Genomic DNA, 19498 nt, shown 5'->3' on the forward strand with positions numbered 1-19498 from the left:
CACAATAGTCAGAACGCAATAGTACAAGACAGAGGTGACCCATGCAGTACCCAGTCGATACCCATACTCATACCGTGGCATCAACCCACGCCTATAGCACTATCCACGATTATTTGGCGGTGGCGAAGCAAAAGGGGATCCGGCTGTTTGCCACTACCGACCATGGCCCGGCGATGGCGGATGCACCGCATTTTTGGCATTTTGTGAATTTACGTGTGCTTCCGCGTATGGTTGATGGCGTGGGGATTTTACGCGGCATCGAAGCCAATATTAAAAACCGCGAAGGTGAAATCGATTACTTTGGCGATTATCTGTCGCAGCTCGATATTGTGTTGGCAGGGTTCCATGAACCAGTATTTCCGCCCTCGGATAAGGCCGCCCATACCGAGGCGATGATTAACGCCATTAAAAGCGGCAAGGTCGATATTATTACCCATCCGGGTAATCCTGCTTATCCCATTGATATTGAAGCTGTAGTCACAGCTGCCGCCGAATATGGTGTAGCGCTTGAAATCAATAATTCCTCCTTTGAAGTCTCTCGCAAGGGCAGCGAAGCTAACTGCACCGCGATTGCCAAAGCGGCAAAAGAATTGGGGGCCACCTTAGTGATGGGCTCGGATTCCCATGTAGCTTTTAGTCTCGGCGGGTTTGATCGTGCCTTAAGTATTATTGAAGCGGTTGATTATCCAAAGGATAAGCTACTCAACCGCTCGCCGATGGCGCTGCTTAACTTTTTAACTCAGCGGGGACATAAAAGCGTTGCCGATTTAATGCCGCTGTTTAACGAGGATATCGCTTGAGGCGCCGACGTTAAGAATGCAAAAGAATATCAAGGCGATGAATGCGCCTAATGGTGAGCCAGAATCGACAGTAACAGTATTGTTAACTGGCGCAGATAGCCAACTCGCTAAGGCTCTATTACGTACGCTTTCCAAGGCAGCATATAGATTCGATGGTCGCGTCTTTCGTGTGCACGCGCTAAGCCATGCCCAGTTAGATATCGCAGATAGACAGAGCGTTGAAGCTGCCTTTGCCCGTTTTAAACCTGAGTGGGTGATCAACTGCGCCGCCTATAATGCGGTCGATAGGGCGGAAACTGCGGCCGATGAGGCTTATCGTGTCAATAGCCTAGGGCCTGAGTTATTGGCAAGCGAATGTGCGCTCTCGGGCGCGCGTTTGGTGCATCTCTCCAGCGATTATGTCTTTAGTGGCGAGCCAGTGGAGGCTGCTGCACAGGCATTAAATCAGTGCGGGATAACCAATTGTGGCTTAACTGAAAGCGGCTTAATTGAACGCGGATTAACCGAAAACGCCACGCCTGCGCCCTTGTCCGTCTATGGTCAGAGTAAACTCGCGGGAGAGCAAGCGGTACTGCGCATCTTGGCTGAGCGCGCGGTGGTTATTCGCACCGCATGGCTCTACGGTGTCGATGGGCATAATTTTGTGAAAACCATGCTGAGGTTGATGGCCACTGCGTCAGATGCTCAGCCACTTACAGTGATAAACGACCAAATAGGTTCGCCAACATGGGTAGATGCACTTGCGCATCTTATTTGGCTGTTGATAGCGAGTCCGTTAAACGTCGGTTGCGGATCTGGATTATTCCATTATGCCGGGCAGGGGCAATGCAGTTGGTATGAATTTGCCCTCGAAATCCAGCGCCAAGCCTTGGCACTGAAGTTATTAGATAAAGCCGTGCCAATTAGCGCCATAGATAGCCTAAGTTATGCGGCAAAAGCGCTTGAGAAAGGCAATAAACTGGCACCAAGACCCAGTTACAGCGGGCTAAATAGCGGTAGAGTACGCCAGTGCTTAACTGGACAAAATATTGCATTACCCCATAGCTCCGAGCTGTGGCGTGACTGGCGGTGGCAGCTTAAGGCCATGCTTGAGGATTATGCCGCGCAAGTTCATTAAGCGTTATCTCTCATAATAAATGGTTGCAGATAAAGCCCTTAGTCTTGGTCTAAGACAAGTGTTAGCTTCAAGTGGCCTCATCTTACTCCGTCGTTTTCTTTCTCATCTTTGCAGTGTTTTCAAGGCTGTGAATACGAATGCAGCCTAGACAATGACTCTTTTCAGCGTATTCAGCTTGGCTTAGACTCGACTTATTTAGCGTTTATGCCCGTGGCGTAAGCCTTGCGCCTGAGTGAATTTGTCAGTGCCTTAGTCGATTTTGCTCGATATATGATGAATTTGTTCTTAATTATCAATTGCTGCCAGTGGCATAATGCCGAAAAGCAAATCGAATACAGGTGGCTAAGTGACAGATAATACAGCGATGGCAGCGCATTTTTCGAAGGCCGATTTACTGCGGGTGGTGAAGATTGCCCATGCGGCAGGCGACGCCATCATGGCAATTTATGCCCAAGAGGATTTTGCCGTTACGCAAAAGCGTGATGAGAGCCCTGTGACGGCGGCCGATTTGGCGGCTCACAACGTTATTTTAGCCCAGCTTACCGAGCAATTTGCGGGCATTCCCGTGATGTCGGAAGAAGCGGCAGATATTGGCTGGGATGAACGTCAACACTGGCAGACCTATTGGCTGATTGACCCTTTGGATGGCACTAAGGAATTTATTAAGCAAAATGGTGAGTTTACCGTCAATATTGCGCTTATCCATCAAGGGGTTGCTATTGCGGGTGTGGTTTATGCGCCCGTGCTCAATACTGTCTATTTTGGCGCCAGACACTTAGGCGCTTGGCGACAGGATGGGCAACAAGAGCGAGAGCTACAGGGCTGTAACCTGCCAAGAGAAGTGCCAATTGTTGTCGGCAGTCGTTCGCATCTAAGCCCTGATGTGGCGGAATATTTAAAGGATTTCGGTCAACACGAGATGTTAAGCGTGGGAAGCTCGCTGAAGTTTTGTATGTTGGCAGAGGGCAAGGCCGATCTCTATCCCAGATTAGGGCCTACGAGCGAATGGGATACGGCAGCCGCGCAGGCTGTGCTGGAAAGCGCAGGCGGCAAAGTTGTGTGTTATGACTCAGGTTTACCCTTAACCTACAATCAAAAACCTGACATATTAAACCCTTATTTTATTGCCACGGCGCCAGGCTGGGCAGAATAACGAACAATGCCAAGGGCGTCTGTACTGGCGCCTTGGTCGAATAACAGTGGAGTAAGTCATTCATGATACGCATGGGCATCGATTTAGGTGGCACAAAAATAGAACTCGTCGCCTTAAGTGAGGAAGGTAATGAACTTTTTCGTAAGCGTATCAATACCCCTCGGGATTATCAGGGCACCCTGAATGCCATCGTCGATTTAGTGAATGAGGCCGAAGCGACCTTAGGTGAAAAGGGCACGGTTGGCGTGGGGATCCCAGGAGTCATCTCTCCCTATTCAGGATTAGTCAAAAATGCCAACTCGACCTGGATCAACGGTCATCCCCTCGATGTGAATTTAGGGGAGCTGCTCGGCCGTGAAGTGCGGGTTGCTAACGATGCCAACTGTTTTGCGGTATCCGAGGCCGTCGATGGCGCTGCTGCGGGAAAATCTGTGGTGTTTGGGGTGATCATTGGCACGGGCTGCGGTGCGGGTGTAGCCATTAACGGTAAAGTCCACGCGGGTGGTAATGGCATTGGCGGTGAGTGGGGCCATAATCCGCTGCCTTGGATGACCAAGGAGGAGTTTAATACTACCCGTTGTTTCTGCGGTAATCCTGATTGTATCGAGACCTTTATTTCGGGCACTGGCTTTGTTCGCGATTACAACGAGGCCCTAAGCCGTGCGGTGAATGCCCAAGCTGCGCCCGCTAAATCAGGCACTGAGATCATGGCCTTAGTCGATGCGGGGGATGAAATGGCCATCGCGGCCTTTGATCGTTACATGGATAGACTCGCGCGCTCACTCGCCCATGTGATTAATATGCTCGACCCGGATGCGATTGTCCTCGGTGGTGGCATGTCTAATATTGAGGCGATTTATCCAAGATTACCTGCATTATTAACTCGTTATGTTGTGGGAAGAGAGTGTCGAACGCCTGTCGTACAGAACCTTTATGGCTGCTCTTCAGGTGTGCGCGGCGCCGCTTGGTTATGGGAAAAATAACCCAGTAACGTTAGGTTTTCCCTCGTGACAACGCATCGCCTTGGCGATGCGTTTTGCTTTCTTTTGATGTTATGATTGCGCTCCTTTGAATAATTGGGCACTAACGCATGTTTTGGGTTAAGAAAGTTGTCTCTCAGGCAATCATGCCTATTCCATTTATCCTATTGTTATTACTGCTATCTTTTTTGGTTTGGCGCAAACCTAGGTTAGCAAAATTGGCCATTGGCGGTGCGTTTTCGCTGCTCTTAGTACTCAGCAGTCAATTGAGTGTCGACTATCTCGTTAAACCGCTCGAGACTCAATATCCCATTAATTCCACGCCTATTGCTGGTACCTGTGTGGTTATGGTGTTGGGCTCTGGGCATGCCGATATCCAAGGTGCAACGGCGGTACAATCTTTATCGACGGTCGCCTTAGCGCGGCTAACGGAAGGGCTAAGGCAACTCCAATTAGGTCAAGACTGCACTTTAGTGGTCAGTGGTTGGGAGGGCGAACTAACGCAGCATCCCCATGCCGAAGTGATGGCCAAGGCTGCGGTTGAACTCGGTGTCGATGCATCACGTATCGTTCAATTGCCCCTGCCGCGCGACACGATTGAAGAAGCGCACTATTTTAAAGAACACTTAGGTAATCAAGCTGTACGATTAGTTACCTCGGCTTCCCATATGCCAAGGTCGATGGCGATTTTTAGCGGTCAAGGATTAACGGCGAGCGCCGCACCGACGGATTTTAGGGCTAGAGACGGTTTCTACTGGCGCTTGACTGCGGATAACTTGCTCGCTTCGCAACGGGCGATACATGAATACATAGGCCGTTTATGGCTCTGGATTAAGCAGGAATAAAAATATGACACTAGAGTCCGATGTTGTCTCGGTTCGCCCGCTCTCAAAACGTAATGGTGTAACCTTAACGATTGTGGGCGCCAGTGCCTTTGTCTTAGGCTTTGGCCTATTTGTACTACTTCCTGAGCTATTTGCCGTGGGCTTAGTGTTTTTCAGCTTAGGTGCGATTGCGTTGATATTGGGCTTGGCGAAGGTCTATGAACCTGAGACCACCTTGAGCATGGATGAACAGGGACTGACCTATTTTCATCGCCGCGGCAAAGTCGCAATAAACTGGAGCAACATTCAACGGGTAGATATTCCTCGAGTCACTCAGGGTGTTGATACTATTGAGCTTTCCTATATTGGCATTAGGCTCAAGCAGCTAAATCCGATCCTCGATAATATTTCATTGCGCCTTGCGGCGGGTTTATTGACTGAGCAGCGGCCGTTATTGGTGACTGCAGCTTCACAGCAGGAAGATTTGGCGACCTTAGAAACCTATCTTGGCGCCGAATTTAGCCCGCTCGTCATCGAGGGAGACCGTTACCGCGGCGTGTTGGCGATGTTTGGTCATCGCTGCGTGATGCTTAATACTCACCTTGGCTACCATCTCTATATTCCCCACGACAGTTTAGACCGTGACCCGAGAGAATTTATTAAGCTCTTAAGGCAACGTATCGCACAAAGTGCGACTCAAATTGATGCCACAACTCATTAAAAGTATGGATAAAAAAGGGGCTCCGAAGGAGCCCCAATAAGTTGCAGAGAGGAAGTTCGGGTTGTGCAGGGGGCAACCCGGAGGTACTAGTACTAGTGTGCTACCTCTGCGTGTACCTTATCTATGCCATAGGTTTTACCTTCAGCATGGCAGGTCGCGCATGATTCTACTGGTAGGTTAGGATCAGTTACTGCATCCGCTTCAACAATCGCACCATTACTTCTAAAGTGAGCTACTGCTGCTGCATCTGAGTGAGCGTGACAGGTGCGGCATGATTCAGCCACTGGGCTAATGTAGTTGCTGCCCACTTTGATAGAACGTTTGCCAGAAGTTAAGCCGCCATCAGCTGCGAACAGCGTTGCACCATCTTTGTGACAGGCAGAACATGCGGTTTCAGGTGATGGATAACCTTCTAGTTCACCAGCTGCATTGCGGAAGATGCCTTCGACAACACCAAAGTTACCACTGTGGAAACGGTGAGCCACGGTGAACAGATCTTTGTTGTTGAAAGTTACATCAGGATTAACGACTAACTTGCCATCTTCGCCTTTGTAGCCTGTTGCACCATGGCCAGAAGCGCCAGTGGTATCGTTGTGACAGTTCATACATTGATCGAAGGTGTAAACCCCGTGTCTGTAGCCTTTCGCATAGTCCAAGCTGCCATGACAAGCGTTACATTTTGCTTCTTCAACGGTAATCCGCGCTGGATCCTTCATACGAGCTACGGCTGGAGTGCCACCGCTTAAGTTGAAGAATTTAACCGCAGAAATGTTACCTACAGGGCTAGTTGGGCCATATTCAAGTCCGTCGGTATTACAGCTCACGGCTTTACCTGCTTTCGCACAGAAGTTGGCTTCAGAACCAACGTAGATAGTGCCAGTTGCTTGTGCATCTGGAATATCTTTCACGAAGGTTAATACACCACCTGATAGGGTACCGTTTTCCAGTTTCAGACTGATGGCTGTAGGCTTAACATCGCGCCATGAGTATACAGTACCATCTGTAGCGACATTACCCAGTAGCAGACCGTTTGCCGCAAACATACCTGTTGGGTTGCTGGTGGCATTGTAGGTTTTTAGGCTAGTACCATCGGCAATAGGTGCGCCATTGAGTGTGACATTGGCTTTCAATGTCAGAGTTTGCATACCTAATGTTGCTGAAGTGCCCAGCGTTGCACTGGTAAAGTCGACCGTCATTAATGGGCCGTATTCAGCACGTTTACCGACACTGTGAACCGCTTCTGGCGTTAAGCTACCGCTGCCATGGCAGGATTTACATTGAGTGTCATCTGCTTGAGCTAAACCAAATTCTGAGTGGTTTTCACCGGTTGCGAAGTTGACATTGATATGGCAACCCACGCAAGCCTGAGCGTAGATATTGGTGTTATAGCTTGGTGCACCATCGTGACAGGATTTACATTCTTTCAAGTCTGATGGGAAACCAATTTCACCGAAGTATTCTTTCGCTTCGCCAGACAGGTAGTCTGCATTGTGTTCACCGGCATGGATACGGTGGATCATCGGCGCGAAATCGAATACCCAACCTTCTGCGAGTTGCGCATCGCTTGGGACTTGGTCTGGGTTATGGCAGGTTACGCAGTTTTTAACGTCTTGGTAGTTATGGTGGGCTTCAATCTTAGCGATATGGCCATCCACTTCACCGTGACAGTTTTTACATGCAGCGCTCGATACTGTGTCTTTGCCTGATGCGGCGAGCTCATCGGTGGCAGGGATAAAATCAACAGGTACTGAGAGCACTTTATCTGACAAGGCTACGCCAGCAGCGTTGACAATGTTGTAAGCGCGAACGAAGACTCTGTGCACCGCATTTGGATTATCGTTTGGATTGATGATGGGCGCAGCGCTATCATAGGTCCAAGTTGCGGTGTAACTACCTGGATTTTCAGTATCTTCAGTTAATGTACACGCATTCTTAGTGCCGTTTAGGCCATTGAGTGTACAAGTTAATGAGCTGCCCGCATTGTTTGCCATGGCATTGTTTTGCCACTGAATGGGAGCGCCCGTGCCAGAGGTGTTTTCATTCGCCGTTAATGAATAAAGGGCAATTTTGTCGAGTCCCATAAAGGGCACATCTTTGCCAGAGCTTTTTCCGGTTAAGGTGAATTTGACACTAAAGCCTTCGCTGCTAGTGACTTTAATGTCTGCAGGGCTGAGGGTAAATTTCAGATCGGTTATAGATTCAGCGGTTTTAGCAAACGAGCCAGCGGGTAAACCAGGTGTGCCAGGTGTACCTGGCGTTCCAGGAGTTCCTGGTGTACCGGGTGCACCATCTTGCCCGTCTTTGCCGTCCCCGCAGGCGGTTAAACACAAGGCACTAGTGAGTGCTAGTGCCAGTAGAGATTTATTGTAGTTTTTCATCATCGCGTCCCTTTTTCTTTCTATAAGACTGCGTGTGCAGTGACTCTACTATAGGTCTATTCACTTACTTATAAAGTGGTATTTATAAGTTTGTATCTGATATGTGAACGATGATTTAACACAGCAAAACGGTAATTCTAGATTGTGAAATTGAATATTTCTCAATTTAGAATTCGATGCTAAAAACATGAGCTGCGCAGCAAAATTTTGTTTTTATTTTGAGTGATTTAATCGGATTAATTTTCGATTAATTTTCACGGAGGAAACTGTTGAAACTTGTTTGTATGGCTTTTTATGGCTCTCGGTAAGAGGTACAAAAGAGTCAAGAACACCGCATTTTTCGAGCTGGGCGATTAGGGCATGTGGGGTAAAATCCGGCTCGAAATGCCGTTAGTTAACAGTCGATGCATTTGGTTAACATCGAATGGTTAACAGTCAAAAGCGTCCATGCTTTAGGGTGTTGAGTTTTATCTGAATTGCTAGTTTGTAAGCGCTACTGAGCAGCGTGTAGGTTGGCTGTTTGAGGCGTCTGTGCTGTCAGTGCGGTTAATAATGAACTGACCACTAATTCACATTGATTTTGACTATAGCGCCTGTGGCTTCGTGGCTTTTCAACGAGAAAATACTGCGGTGGCATAATAGTCTCATGAAGACGGTGTTGCTCCGATACCGGAAGCGGCGCCAATTTTAGCCCCGGCATATGCTTGACCGTATGCATATCGATACTCGAGCAGAAGGCGACGCTCTGCATGGTCAGCAAGTGGGCATACCATTCTTCCCGATCGATCACCCTTTCAATCGATGGCAGCAGCAGCCCTTGGCGTTGGCAAAATAGTTCTAGCGGATCAATACGGCTATTAAAGCCTTTTAGCTCGAGGCACAAAAAGGAATGACGACAGATTTGCTCTAAGCTGATTTCTCGCTGGCTTTCCCAAAGGGGATGCTGCTTTGAGGCCACAACATAGACATTGGAAATACACCCTAAGCGGGAGACACAGAGCTCCTTGGTGTCGGTCTGCTCTATGGTGATGCCAAAGTCTAATTCTCCTGCGTGGATTAACTCAGGACTGTTTTCCTGCCATTTATGTAACCTAACTTGGCCTAGTTCACTTATCGCCTCGGGTGTACTGAGCTGCGGCGCTAAAAAGCTTAATAATCCATTACTCGCGGCGATATGGAGCGGCCGCTCAACATGGTTAGCCGCATTTTGAATTTGCAGTGCCGATTGCTCTAGGTAGTACACCGAATCAGTAAATTGGCAAATGGCGACATACAAACTTTCGGCGAGGGGCGTCGGTTTCAAGCCCTGTTGACGGCGATAAAACAGCTCATCATTAAAGGTTAAGCGAAGCGCATTCAGGCAGCGGCTAATTTTAGGCGCCGACACATTGAGCGCTTTGGCGGCACTATTTGCGTGTCCGTTATCAAAAATGCTTTTAAATACCAATAAGGTGAAGACATCCAGTTCGCAGATTTGTTTTAGTAATGGGTTGCTCATTTGGTCTCGCCTTGTATGAGTCTTAGTCTGCAATGGCCCAGTGATCTTATTTGCAAGACACATGGGGACACTTTGTTAAGCGGCAGAAATCATGCACGAAATGCATCGCTGATAAGCTAGGTTAGCAGTTGCCGTACGGCGTAACTGTGATCTTACTCGTTAAATTAACAATTACTTAACGATTGTTTGCTCAAGTGGACAATGATGGCGGTGCTGACCGTGCTGACTTGCCAGTAAAAGTCTTTACTTGGTTAAAGGGTCATCATCTAGATTGGCTGTGAGCACTCATTAGCGAAGGCGAGCGTTATTCCTGCTCGGGCGACAATGTCGGCACAGGTGTGATTAGCGTGCTGCTTGAGGATGCAGACGGCAGGCTATGGGCATGGATAGTCTGATGGTCTTCTTTAATCCTTAATCCAATAAACTGACCCCCTTCACTGATCTGCATCGAGGTGCAAGCCACATCACCATCGACAATACCATGGGCTTGGATGACTAAACGCTCGCAAATCAGGCGACCTTTAAAATAGCCATCGATAATCAGTTCGCGGCATTTGACCTCGCAGTGGAGGTTTCCTGTGCGCTCAACAATGACATTGGCCTGTGACAAAATTTGCCCTTGTACGTCGCCGCCTATCAATACATCTCCGGCAAATTCGATATTGCCCGTAAGCTTAGTCCCTTCGGCGATAAAACTCAGTGCTGGGGAAGTGCTTCGGGTAAAGGTAAATTTTTTGCCAAACATGGTGATAGGAAACCTAGGTAATTGGAGAAGGATTAGACCGCGAGATAGTAACCTAAATACGCCGTGAAGCCCAGTAACACTCACGGCTTAAGGTTATTCTGCAGGCTTAATACCGATGGCTTGGCTCGGGCAGGGGGCGAAACAGGCTCCACAGCCCGTGCAGAGTGCTGTATCAATCTTCGGCATCGGGGCATTACCCACGCTTAAGGTAAAACTAATGGCGCGAGGCTCACATGTATCTTTACAGCTTTGGCACCAAATGCCTTGATATGTTAAGCAGTTATCTTGTACTACGGCTTTGTGTTGCCATGGGGCTTGGTTGAGATCAAAGAGCTTTTCTTCCGGACAGACGGTGGCACATTGGCGACAAAAAGTGCACTCATTGTCCTTAAAGGAGACTTCGGGAAAGCCGCCATCTCCCTTGTAGATAATCTTAGTTTCGCAGGCGTTGATACAGGCTGAGCATCGAGTACAGATGTCAGTAAACTCAATGCCTTCACGCACCCAAGGCGGTCGAATTGCCGAGGATTTCCGGCGGCTAAAGAGATTACGGCGGCTGTGATTGATGCTTTCTGTCATAGGTATTACTGAGTTTAATTGTGATAAGGGATAATAAAAATGGCTTGGGAGTTACCGCAAGCCATTTAGATGATTAGCCTTTATAACCATTTGGATTGGTTGATTGCCAATGCCAACTGCTGTTCGCCATATCCTCTAGGCTGTGAGTCGCCTGCCAGCCCAGATCGGTTTTAGCATGATCTGGGTTCGCATAACAGGCGGCAATGTCACCCGGACGGCGCGGCGCAATTTGATAGGCAATCGATTTACCACAGGCTTTTTCAAAGGCCTTGACCATATCGAGCACACTGTAGCCTTGGCCTGTGCCTAGGTTATAGGTGACAAGTCCTGGTTTGGTGGCTAGCTTTTCAAGGGCTTTGAGGTGCCCAAGGGCTAAATCCACCACATGGATATAGTCGCGAACGCCAGTACCATCGTGGGTTGGGTAATCATTACCAAACACACTTAACGTTTCGCGTTTACCGACTGCCACCTGCGCGATAAATGGCATCAAGTTATTTGGAATATCGTTTGGATCTTCGCCAATCAAGCCACTAGCATGGGCGCCAACAGGGTTGAAGTAACGTAAACGGGCGATATTCCAACTCGGATCGCTATGGTGTAAATCCGCCAGTATATGCTCCACCATCAACTTAGACTGACCGTATGGGTTAGTGGCACCCGTTGGAAAATCTTCGGTAATCGGTAGGCTGGCAGGGTCGCCATACACAGTAGCAGAAGAACTAAATACGAGATTTTTCACCTTAAACTCAGCCATCACTTGGCAAAGAATTAAGGTGCCAGTCACGTTATTCTCGTAGTATTTCAGTGGTTTAGCAACTGACTCGCCAACGGCTTTTAATCCAGCAAAATGGATAACGGCATCGATGTTATGGTCGCTAAAGACTTTCTGAAGTAAGGCCTTATTGAGAATATCGCCTTGGTAAAAGGTGACCGATTTACCGGTAATGCGCTCGACACGGTTAAGGGCTTCGATGCTTGAATTAGACAGGTTGTCTAAAACAATCACTTCGCTCCCCGCATTGAGTAATTCCACTACGGTATGAGTGCCTATATAACCGGCGCCTCCGGTCACTAAAATCGTCATTATTTAATTCCTTTTACTGCTGTTTTTAAATATTGAGCAAAATCTTCACCGATTTCGCTGTGGCGCAGGGCGTATTCTACGTTAGCGCGCATATAGCCTTGCTTGTTACCGCAATCATGACTCTTACCTTGCATGTAGTAAGCGTTTACGGTTTCTTGCTTCATTAACATTGCAATGGCGTCAGTTAATTGGATTTCATCACCCGCGCCAGCAGGGGTTTTAGCCAGCAGTGGCCAAATGGCAGCGGGTAACACGTAACGACCTACTACGGCTAAGTTAGACGGTGCTTCGTCAACCGGTGGTTTTTCAACGAGTTCGACCAATGGCTCTGATTCACCAGGCTGTAGATCGTGGCCATTCACATCCGCAATACCGTATTGGTTCACTAGATGATGTGGCACGCCTTCCACCATGATTTGGCCCACTTGGGTTTCATCAAACAGGCTCACCATGGCGGCCAAGTTGTCTGTTTTCAGGTTGCAGCTGGCATCATCGATAATCACATCCGGCAGTAACACGGCGAAAGGCGCATCACCGACGACGGATTTCGCACATAAAATCGCATGACCTAAGCCTTTAGCTTGGGATTGACGCACGCTGATCACAGTCACGTCTTTCGGGCAAATGGATTGTACCGCTTCGAGTAATTGACGCTTCACGCGGCGCTCTAATTGCGCTTCTAATTCAAAACTGGTGTCGAAATGGTTTTCGATAGAGTTTTTACTGGCGTGGGTCACGAGCACAATTTCTTTGATTCCCGCATCAATGGCTTCACTAACCACATATTGGATCAATGGTTTATCAACAACGGGTAGCATTTCCTTAGGAATTGCTTTGGTCGCAGGAAGCATACGAGTGCCAAGTCCAGCGACGGGAATAACGGCTTTACGAATTTGATGTTGTTTCATTGCGAACCTTCAGATTAAGGAGAGGCGGTTATTGGGCAATATTGTAAATGACCCACGCAGAAAAGCCATTTGCAAACACCGAAATTTGTCGGTTTTTCTGCATATTATCAGTCTATCGTCGTCATTTTTGAGCGGTAGTGTCAAGGTTTGCTACCGGTCTAACTGAGATCTGGTTTGGAATGACCAAGGATTTAATCGCCTTGTAATATTTGCTTTACGTTTGCGTCACATTATCGCGTAAACAATAAACTGTGAGGGAGTTAACAAAAATCGAGGCTTAGATCACTATGGAGGCATTAGCGTCAGCCATGAAGTGAATTTTATGACTAAAGAGATAGCGCACACTGCGCCCTATGTTGCGCGAAGTGCAGATGATTCTGGGTTTATCCATTACCCGCAGGAAGAACATGATATTTGGAGCCAATTGTATGCTCGCCAAGCGGTGAACCTACCGGGGCGTGCTTGTAAGGAATATCTCCAAGGGCTCGATGCCTTGGCGATGCCGAAGGACCGCATTCCACAATTGGCTGAGATTGACAAAGTATTGCAGGCCACGACTGGATGGAAAACTGCGGCCGTGCCGGCCTTGATTTCCTTTGGCCGCTTCTTTGAGCTATTGGCCAACAAGGAATTTCCGGTTGCGACCTTTATCCGTCGCAAGGAAGAGTTTGATTACCTGCAAGAGCCAGATATTTTCCATGAGATCTTTGGCCATTGCCCCTTGCTGACCAATCCTTCTTTCGCCCATTTCTCCTATATCTATGGTCAATTGGGCTTAAATGCCAGCAAGGAAGACCGCGTCTTTTTAGCGCGCCTGTATTGGTTTACCGTCGAGTTTGGCTTACTCAAACCTCAAGACGGCGAATTGTGTATCTACGGCGGCGGTATTTTAAGCTCTCCCGGCGAAACCTTGTATGCCATGGAAAGCCAAGTGCCGGAACGTAAGCCCTTCGATCTCTTAGATGTGCTGCGTACGCCTTATCGTATCGATATTATGCAGCCGATTTATTATGTGATTGAACATATTGATATGTTGGATGAAATTGCCAAGATGGACATCATGGCCTATGTGGCTAAGGCACGTCAGTTAGGTTTATTTGCTCCTAAGTATCCGCCCAAGACCAAGAAAGCCAGCTAATGGCTGACCATTAAAAAACTAATTGAATAAAGCGTAATAAGAGCAACGAATTGATCCCCTAATGTTGCCAAGAGGAGTATGTATGACAGCGTTAACCCAAATGAAATGTGAAGCTTGCCAAGCCGATGCGCCGAAAGTGACCGATGCAGAATTGGCCGAACTTATCCGTATGATCCCCGATTGGGGCGTGCAAGTGCGTGATGGCATCATGCAACTGGAACGGGTTTACAAGTTTAAAAACTTTAAGTTAGCGATGGCGTTTACCAATAAGTTAGCGGATCTGGCCGAAGAAGAATTCCACCACCCAGGCATTTTAACAGAGTGGGGCAAAGTCACTGTGACTTGGTGGTCACACTCAATCAAGGGGCTGCATAAGAATGACTTCATCATGGCAGCCAAGACCGACCAGTTGTTAGATTAAAAAATTCAATTTTAAAATCAGCGCTTTAATTGTATTTTGGCGCTGATTTTTTCTTCCTGTTACAAATACGCTGTAAACTAGACTTGCCACTTTGAGCGTAACCTTCTAACGTATACACACCCAGCTATTTATCCTGCCTTTTACGTTTGCGTAAACTATAGAGGCGTCATCAAACGAATGTCTTACGAGGCCAAGCCTAAGGGCAACACCCTCGAGATAATAGCTCTGCACGGTTTATCCCAGAATTCGAATCAAAATAGGGAATATCAGTCATTATGCGCTTGGAAGTTAGCTGTCAAGATCGCGTGGGTTTAGCGAAAGACATCTTAGTCGTGTTAGAACGTTATGGCATTAATCTCATCGCCATCGATGCCAGTAACCAAGGCTTTCTCTACCTGCAATTTGCCGAGGTCAGTTTTGATACCTTAAGTGCCTTGATGCCGCAGATCCGCAAAGTGGAGAGTGTTCACGATGTGCGAACTGTGTCGTTTATGCCTTCGGAGCAGGAACACTACGCCTTAAAAACCCTACTTAAAACCCTCCCTGACTCAGTGTTCTCCATCGACGTGAAGGCGCGCATTCGTATCGTCAACGAGTCGGCGCTACTCAATATGGGCATGGGGGAGCACGAAGTGCTCGATGAATCCTTAAACCATTGGGTGCAAGGGTTTAACTTCAGCCGCTGGCTCAGTGAGAGCCAAGTGTTGCCGCAGGCGGCGCGGGTCAATATCGGCCAAAACGAATATCTGGCCGAAATGTTACCGATTTACTTACCCGATGAGGATGATAAGACTATCCTCGTGGGCGCAGTCGTATCGCTTAAATCGCCGGCGCGGGTCGGTAAACAATTCAATGCACTGCAAAATCAAACCGCGGGCTTTGAAAATGTATTAGCCAGCAGCGACAAGATGAAAGAAGTGCTGAAACAAGCTCGCCGTATGGCGCAGCTCGACGCGCCGCTATTAATCACCGGCGAGACTGGTACTGGCAAAGAATTAATGGCTCGAGCCAGCCATGATGCCAGCATGCGCCGCGAAAAACCTTTTATCGCCATTAACTGTGCGGCACTGCCCGATAGCGCCGCCGAAGAGGAACTCTTTGGCTACGTCAGCCAGGGCAAAGTGATTAAGCGCGGCTTTTTTGAAGAAGCGAAGGGCGGCACAGTGTTCCTCGATGAAGTGGCCGAAATGTCCAAGGCGGCGCAGGTTAAACTGCTGCGGTTATTACAGGATGGCACCTTTAGACGCATTGGTGGCGACGAAGAAGTTCGCGCCGATGTGCGGATCATCTGCTCGACCCAGAAAAACTTAGCTGAGTTGTGCCAAACTGGTGAGTTTAGAGAAGATTTGTACTATCGCATCCATGTGCTTAGCTACCATATTCCATCACTGCGTGAGCGCAAAGTCGATATCATTCCGCTGACGGAGATGTTCCTCGAGCACTACAGTCAGCAACTCTCTAGTCCAGTGAGACGAATTTCGGCCCAATGCCGCGATCATCTCTTAACCTACGCTTGGCCGGGTAACGTGCGTCAGCTTAAAAATGCGGTCTTTAGGGCGGTATCTATGTGGGACGGTTCGGGCGAGTTGACTGTTGAGCAGCTCAAGTTGCCATCCTACGCCGAAGGTTTTGGCTATTTCGATAATGCCTTCGAAGGCAATCTCGATGATGCGATGAAGCAATTTGAGGCCAGCTTGCTGCGCCGCTTATATCCGGCTTACCCCAGTACTCGCCAATTGGCGAAAAAATTAGGGGTGTCCCACACGGCCATCGCCAACAAACTCAGGGAATACAAGATAGCCAAGCCAAAGTAATTTTGCTTTAAGCTTAGGATGTAACAGTATCGTTCCACTTTGTTGCCGACTTTTTCACCATATCGTTCTGCGAAATAGTGACAAGCGGCAGCAGGGTATGAAACGTAATGATTAGTTTACAAAATGTGAAATAATAGGGTGAAATGTGATTTTGCTCACGCTATAGGAATCCGCCGTCGCTTCGGGTATTTCTACGCGCAGCAAACCCTAACGCCGAGTCAAAAAAGGCTAGATTGCCCGCACTCGTTGTCACCCATTCCCGTTAGCTGAGCGTATCGGCTAACCATAAATAGATAAAAAGCGCAGTACGCCGAGCCGTAGAAGCACAGGAGCAGATATGAAACTTGCCAGTTATAACAATGGTCGCCGTGATGGCCAGCTGATGTTAGTGAGCCGCGATCTTACTCAAACGGTTGCCGTACCCGCGATTGCCCACACGATGCAACAATTACTCGATGGTTGGGATCTGCTCAAGCCACAATTGCAAGAACTGTATGATGCGCTGAACGAAGGCAAATTACCGAACGCGCAAGCCTTCGATGAAGCCAAATGTTTATCACCTTTGCCACGTGCGTACCAGTGGGCCGATGGTAGTGCCTATGTCAACCATGTGGAATTAGTCCGTAAGGCGCGTGGCGCTGAAATGCCTGAAACCTTCTGGACCGATCCGCTGTTTTACCAAGGCGGCTCTGACAGCTTTATCGCGCCAAAGGCGGATATCCCACTGGCGAGCGAAGACTGGGGCATCGATTTCGAATCGGAAATCGCCGTGATCACCGATGATGTGCCTATGGGGGTGAGCGTTGAAAATGCTACCGCGCATATTAAGCTGTTGATGTTAGTGAACGATGTCTCACTGCGTAACCTGATCCCCGCAGAGCTGGCCAAAGGTTTTGGTTTCTTCCAATCCAAACCCTCGAGCAGCTTCTCTCCTGTCGCCATCACGCCAGATGAATTAGGCCACCGCTGGGAAGATTCAAAGGTGCATTTACCGCTTATCACCCATTTGAATGGCGAACTATTCGGTCGCCCTAATGCGGGTGTGGATATGACCTTTAACTTCAGTCAGTTAGTATCTCATGTTGCTAAAACCCGTCCATTAGGCGCTGGCGCGATTATCGGTTCTGGTACGATTTCTAACTATGATCGCAGTGCCGGCTCAAGCTGTTTGGCCGAGAAACGTATGCTCGAAGTGATCGCCGACGGCAAAGCAAGCACGCCGTTTATGCGTTTTGGCGACACAGTGCGCATCGAAATGCTCGATGATAACGGCGCCTCTATTTTTGGCTCTATCGATCAAAAAGTGGTTGAGTACAAGGCGTAAGGCTTTTGTGTTTACACAGTGACAGATAATATTGACGGGGCTTTTAGCCCCGTTTTTTTCAGGATGACATAAGGACAGAGTGAGATGAAACTATACGGTTATTGGCGCTCTAGCGCCGCCTATCGTGTGCGTATTGCCCTCAATCTTAAAGGCGTGAGCGCCGAGCAGCTGTCGGTGCATTTAGTGCGTGATGGTGGCGAGCAGCATAAGGCGGATTATATCGCCCTAAATCCGCAGGAGTTGGTGCCGACCTTAGTGGTCGATGATGAGCAGGATGGTGATGCCTTATCCCAATCCCTCGCCATTATCGAGTATCTGGATGAGCTTTATCCAAAGACGCCGCTACTGCCGGCATCGGCGCTTGAACGTGCCCATGTGCGCGCCATGGCGTTAACCATCGCCTGTGAAATTCATCCACTCAATAACCTGAGGGTATTGCAGTATTTAACTCAGAAGCTGAGCGTCGACGAAGAAGCCAAAACCGCGTGGTATCACCATTGGGTGGCGAGTGGATTTGCGGCGCTCGAAACTCAACTTGCGCGCCATAGTGGTCGTTATTGCTTTGGTGACAAAGTGACGCTGGCGGATCTGTGCTTAGTACCGCAGGTTTACAACGCGCAGCGTTTTAATGTGGATTTAACACCGTACCCCAATATCATGCGGGTATGGGCTGAGTGTAATCTGTTGCCAGCTTTTGCGGATGCGGCGCCAGAGCGTCAAGCCGACGCGGTTTAGGCCATTTTGTGGTGAGTATCGTTTGTCCAAGATAAGGTTAAGCTTATCGCCATACTAACCTGGATGATAAGACTCATTTTATGAGTCTTATCATAGCGATGGCGTTGATATGGTGGTTATTGGAAGATGATTTTCACTAAATTAATAGGTTATTGGCTTTTTTGTCATCAAGTGGTTAAGTGCAGTATTGCTAATAACGATCTCTAATAGCGATTTCAATAACGATGACAAATGGCATAAATCGACGCCCAGTGATTGTCCATTCTTATGTGCTAGCCAAGATAACCGCGGATTTTAGGCATGACTGAAACGGAATTAGCTGCAGTATTACGCACATGGCTAAGCCAAGATAAGCATCGGATGAGAGCGCTTGAATTGGCGCAGCAGTGCGCCCAAGTGCATAGTTTGCCGCAGTGGTGCTTGGCGGCTGGGTTTGTCCGCAATTTGGTGTGGGACAAATTGCATGATATTCAGCAGCGTCCGTTAAACGATATCGATCTGATTTACTATTGCCCCTTGGATACTCGTCCCGAGCGGGATAGGGCGATAGAAGCATACCTGCAAACTCTGGCGCCAGAGTTACCTTGGTCGGTAAAAAATCAGGCGCGCATGCACCTTAAGAATCACGACACCCCCTATCAATCGACACAGGATGCGATGTGTTATTGGCCAGAACAGGAAACTGCCGTCGCCGTTTTTCTTGCGCAAATACCTAACCCACCCACTTCCGTCATCGATAGCTTACAGCTTATCGCTCCCTTCGGTTTAACCTCATTATTTGCCTTGCAGTTAACCCATAATCCCAAGCGTGCGTTGGCGGTGTTTGAGCAGCGCCTTGCCGCAAAGGGTTGGCTTTCGCAATATCCGCACCTGACCTTGGCCGAGTAAGAGCATCAATCGTTAACGTTAGACTCTTTCACCCGTTAGTGACTCAAGCCCATATCAAGCTCACCAGATTAACGAGTTTGAGTGTGATGACTCCTGGCTTGATTGAAGTCTGTGTCGAGTTTATTCCTCCCTATTTTTATGCCCGCTTGTACCTCAATAGGCTGAGTTTTCTTAAAACCGATGTAAACATTTTGTAAGCGGCGCGATGACGCAATTACTCCTTGTGGAGGTATTTAGTTGTGGCTAATGAACGCGACAAGTCACAAAAAATGAACTGGCATTATCAATAAATGTTTAGATAGCGTGATGCGGATCCCATGACTCATACCTCAAAATAAGTATCGCCACTTAATCTTGATTTGGATCAATAAGGTAAACGAATTTATCT

General features: G+C 48.2%; 18 protein-coding genes. 12 read left to right on the top strand and 6 right to left on the bottom strand.

Annotated elements, in window-relative coordinates:
* The first annotated feature begins 41 nt into the window (after positions 1–41).
* From L2713_RS02975 to L2713_RS03000, 6 genes are all read left to right on the top strand, one after another.
* On the top strand, positions 42–800 hold the full coding sequence (locus L2713_RS02975) for a phosphatase (protein ID WP_248966882.1): 759 nt from the start codon (positions 42–44) through the stop codon (positions 798–800).
* A gap of 37 nt (positions 801–837) precedes the next feature.
* Positions 838–1917: an SDR family oxidoreductase gene (locus L2713_RS02980; protein WP_380823541.1), complete on the top strand. Its 1080-nt coding sequence runs from the start codon at positions 838–840 to the stop codon at positions 1915–1917.
* 346 nt (positions 1918–2263) lie between these two features.
* Entirely contained in the window at positions 2264–3070 is an 807-nt protein-coding gene (gene cysQ, locus L2713_RS02985; protein WP_248966887.1) for a 3'(2'),5'-bisphosphate nucleotidase CysQ, read from the top strand.
* 62 nt (positions 3071–3132) lie between these two features.
* Positions 3133–4053: a fructokinase gene (gene mak, locus L2713_RS02990; RefSeq protein WP_248966888.1), complete on the top strand. Its 921-nt coding sequence runs from the start codon at positions 3133–3135 to the stop codon at positions 4051–4053.
* Between the two features lie 143 nt (positions 4054–4196).
* On the top strand, positions 4197–4895 hold the full coding sequence (locus L2713_RS02995) for a YdcF family protein (protein ID WP_248966889.1): 699 nt from the start codon (positions 4197–4199) through the stop codon (positions 4893–4895).
* 4 nt (positions 4896–4899) lie between these two features.
* A complete protein-coding gene (locus L2713_RS03000; RefSeq protein ID WP_248966890.1) occupies positions 4900–5595 on the top strand; it encodes a DUF2982 domain-containing protein in 696 nt (231 codons plus the stop codon).
* A gap of 92 nt (positions 5596–5687) precedes the next feature.
* On the opposite strand, the gene L2713_RS03005 is transcribed toward L2713_RS03000, so the two are convergent.
* The 6 genes from L2713_RS03005 to galU all read right to left on the bottom strand — a co-directional run bounded on the left by L2713_RS03005 (position 5688) and on the right by galU (position 12790).
* Positions 5688–7976 carry an OmcA/MtrC family decaheme c-type cytochrome gene (locus L2713_RS03005; protein WP_248966891.1) on the bottom strand — a complete coding sequence of 763 codons (2289 nt, stop codon included), beginning with the start codon at positions 7974–7976 and terminating at the stop codon, positions 5688–5690.
* Between the two features lie 490 nt (positions 7977–8466).
* On the bottom strand, positions 8467–9471 hold the full coding sequence (locus tag L2713_RS03010; RefSeq protein WP_248966892.1) for a LysR family transcriptional regulator: 1005 nt from the start codon (positions 9469–9471) through the stop codon (positions 8467–8469).
* 304 nt (positions 9472–9775) lie between these two features.
* Positions 9776–10216 (bottom strand): bactofilin family protein, encoded by a 441-nt coding sequence (locus tag L2713_RS03015; protein ID WP_248966893.1) that lies wholly within the window; start codon positions 10214–10216, stop codon positions 9776–9778.
* Positions 10217–10309: 93 nt separating this feature from the next.
* A complete protein-coding gene (napF, locus tag L2713_RS03020) occupies positions 10310–10795 on the bottom strand; it encodes a ferredoxin-type protein NapF (RefSeq protein ID WP_248966894.1) in 486 nt (161 codons plus the stop codon).
* A gap of 73 nt (positions 10796–10868) precedes the next feature.
* A complete protein-coding gene (gene galE / locus L2713_RS03025; protein WP_248966895.1) occupies positions 10869–11882 on the bottom strand; it encodes a UDP-glucose 4-epimerase GalE in 1014 nt (337 codons plus the stop codon).
* The gene (gene galU, locus L2713_RS03030; protein WP_248966896.1) at positions 11882–12790 is read right to left on the bottom strand and encodes a UTP--glucose-1-phosphate uridylyltransferase GalU; all 909 of its coding nucleotides are present in this window, start codon (positions 12788–12790) and stop codon (positions 11882–11884) included. Before galU ends, galE begins: the two co-directional genes overlap by 1 nt.
* A 322-nt stretch (positions 12791–13112) precedes the next feature.
* Between galU and phhA the strand changes: the two genes are divergently transcribed.
* The 6 genes from phhA to L2713_RS03060 all read left to right on the top strand — a co-directional run bounded on the left by phhA (position 13113) and on the right by L2713_RS03060 (position 19110).
* Entirely contained in the window at positions 13113–13928 is an 816-nt protein-coding gene (gene phhA, locus L2713_RS03035) for a phenylalanine 4-monooxygenase (RefSeq protein WP_248966897.1), read from the top strand.
* Positions 13929–14010: 82 nt separating this feature from the next.
* Positions 14011–14349 (top strand): 4a-hydroxytetrahydrobiopterin dehydratase, encoded by a 339-nt coding sequence (locus L2713_RS03040; RefSeq protein WP_069454624.1) that lies wholly within the window; start codon positions 14011–14013, stop codon positions 14347–14349.
* 275 nt (positions 14350–14624) lie between these two features.
* Complete coding sequence (tyrR, locus tag L2713_RS03045) at positions 14625–16163, top strand: transcriptional regulator TyrR (protein ID WP_011717658.1); 1539 nt, start codon at positions 14625–14627, stop codon at positions 16161–16163.
* Between the two features lie 337 nt (positions 16164–16500).
* Entirely contained in the window at positions 16501–17487 is a 987-nt protein-coding gene (locus L2713_RS03050) for a fumarylacetoacetate hydrolase family protein (RefSeq protein ID WP_011717657.1), read from the top strand.
* 84 nt (positions 17488–17571) lie between these two features.
* Positions 17572–18222, top strand: coding sequence for a maleylacetoacetate isomerase (gene maiA, locus L2713_RS03055; protein ID WP_248966898.1), 651 nt, complete (start codon positions 17572–17574; stop codon positions 18220–18222).
* Positions 18223–18522: 300 nt separating this feature from the next.
* Complete coding sequence (locus L2713_RS03060; RefSeq protein WP_248966899.1) at positions 18523–19110, top strand: nucleotidyltransferase family protein; 588 nt, start codon at positions 18523–18525, stop codon at positions 19108–19110.
* Positions 19111–19498: the final 388 nt, after the last annotated feature.

This window comes from Shewanella seohaensis (assembly GCF_023283775.1).
Taxonomy (GTDB): domain Bacteria; phylum Pseudomonadota; class Gammaproteobacteria; order Enterobacterales; family Shewanellaceae; genus Shewanella; species Shewanella seohaensis.

Excerpts from the sequence above, each read along its gene's own strand:
- L2713_RS03005 (WP_248966891.1), bottom strand. The coding sequence starts at position 7,976 with ATGATGAAAAACTACAATAAATCTCTACTGGCACTAGCACTCACTAGT.
- maiA (WP_248966898.1), top strand. The coding sequence starts at position 17,572 with ATGAAACTATACGGTTATTGGCGCTCTAGCGCCGCCTATCGTGTGCGT.
- L2713_RS03050 (WP_011717657.1), top strand. The coding sequence starts at position 16,501 with ATGAAACTTGCCAGTTATAACAATGGTCGCCGTGATGGCCAGCTGATG.
- galU (WP_248966896.1), bottom strand. The coding sequence starts at position 12,790 with ATGAAACAACATCAAATTCGTAAAGCCGTTATTCCCGTCGCTGGACTT.
- tyrR (WP_011717658.1), top strand. The coding sequence starts at position 14,625 with ATGCGCTTGGAAGTTAGCTGTCAAGATCGCGTGGGTTTAGCGAAAGAC.
- L2713_RS03040 (WP_069454624.1), top strand. The coding sequence starts at position 14,011 with ATGACAGCGTTAACCCAAATGAAATGTGAAGCTTGCCAAGCCGATGCG.
- L2713_RS03015 (WP_248966893.1), bottom strand. The coding sequence starts at position 10,216 with ATGTTTGGCAAAAAATTTACCTTTACCCGAAGCACTTCCCCAGCACTG.
- mak (WP_248966888.1), top strand. The coding sequence starts at position 3,133 with ATGATACGCATGGGCATCGATTTAGGTGGCACAAAAATAGAACTCGTC.
- L2713_RS02995 (WP_248966889.1), top strand. The coding sequence starts at position 4,197 with ATGCCTATTCCATTTATCCTATTGTTATTACTGCTATCTTTTTTGGTT.
- phhA (WP_248966897.1), top strand. The coding sequence starts at position 13,113 with ATGACTAAAGAGATAGCGCACACTGCGCCCTATGTTGCGCGAAGTGCA.
- napF (WP_248966894.1), bottom strand. The coding sequence starts at position 10,795 with ATGACAGAAAGCATCAATCACAGCCGCCGTAATCTCTTTAGCCGCCGG.
- L2713_RS03000 (WP_248966890.1), top strand. The coding sequence starts at position 4,900 with ATGACACTAGAGTCCGATGTTGTCTCGGTTCGCCCGCTCTCAAAACGT.
- L2713_RS03010 (WP_248966892.1), bottom strand. The coding sequence starts at position 9,471 with ATGAGCAACCCATTACTAAAACAAATCTGCGAACTGGATGTCTTCACC.
- L2713_RS02980 (WP_380823541.1), top strand. The coding sequence starts at position 838 with ATGAATGCGCCTAATGGTGAGCCAGAATCGACAGTAACAGTATTGTTA.
- galE (WP_248966895.1), bottom strand. The coding sequence starts at position 11,882 with ATGACGATTTTAGTGACCGGAGGCGCCGGTTATATAGGCACTCATACC.
- L2713_RS03060 (WP_248966899.1), top strand. The coding sequence starts at position 18,523 with ATGACTGAAACGGAATTAGCTGCAGTATTACGCACATGGCTAAGCCAA.
- L2713_RS02975 (WP_248966882.1), top strand. The coding sequence starts at position 42 with ATGCAGTACCCAGTCGATACCCATACTCATACCGTGGCATCAACCCAC.